Origin of the sequence: Nostoc sp. UIC 10630 (assembly GCF_010747425.1) — a bacterium.
In the GTDB taxonomy this organism is placed as follows: Bacteria; Cyanobacteriota; Cyanobacteriia; order Cyanobacteriales; family Nostocaceae; genus Nostoc.
This window is the reverse complement of sequence record NZ_JAAGOG010000460.1, coordinates 1-857: the sequence shown is the minus strand read 5'-3', so window position 1 is coordinate 857 and position 857 is coordinate 1. Positions and strand designations below refer to the sequence as shown.

Genomic DNA, 857 nt, shown 5'->3' with positions numbered 1-857 from the left:
GAGGTTGGGGATTAGGGAATTTCACCACTCCCCACTCCTCGCTCCCCACTCCCTCATTTAACAGCGCGACTGAAAGCAATATGGGTTTTTGCACTGTCCGTTTTGGGCATTAACCAAGCCAGACCTTCACTAGTGCCGATCCATAGTTTATTGCTGATGTCAGGTACAAGGGCTAGAACCCGACTAGAAGGAAGTCCAGCAACTTCTGCATCTAACACTGCTCCTGTATTTGGATTTAATCGTAACAAACCATTGTTAGTTCCAACCCAGACACTACCATCTTTAGCAAAACGTACCGCCGTCACATCACGTCCACGCAGGCGAGTCACAGACCGCAAAACTGCACCAGTTTTTGGGTTAATGACTAGTAAATTATTCGGCATTCCCGCCCAAATTAAGCCTTCTGGACTGATAGCTAAAGCTTGAACAGTCGTCCCTGGTAAATCGGCAATCCGCTTCATAATCGAAGCACTAGCGGTATTTACCCGCACCAATCCATCAAGAGTGCCAACCCACAGTTGACCTTCAGCATCTAAAGTTAGGGTGTTGGCGCTGACACCAGGCAGATTTTTTACTGTTGTCATAATCAAACCTTGGTCAGGACTAATTAGGGCTAAACCACTATCAGTTCCAGTCCACAAATAACCCCGTTTGTCAAGTAACAGTGACAAAACCCGTTTAGAAGGCAAAAATAAATTCTGTGCGGTGATTTCATTCGTCCGAGGGTCTACTCGAACTAGTCCGCCATAACTTCCCACCCATAAGCGTCCTACTTTGTCTTGGGCTAAAGCACCAATGGCAACATTCGGTAAGCTAACACGAGAAATAATCTTGCCAGTTTTAGGATCAATCCGCGA

Annotated in this window: 1 protein-coding gene; it reads right to left on the bottom strand. The window is 46.3% G+C overall.

The window, feature by feature from the left end; translation table 11 throughout:
* Nucleotides 1-53: 53 nt before the first annotated feature.
* On the bottom strand, nucleotides 54-857 hold an 804-nt coding region (locus G1O98_RS38375), incomplete at its 5' end, for a two-component regulator propeller domain-containing protein (RefSeq protein ID WP_163939700.1).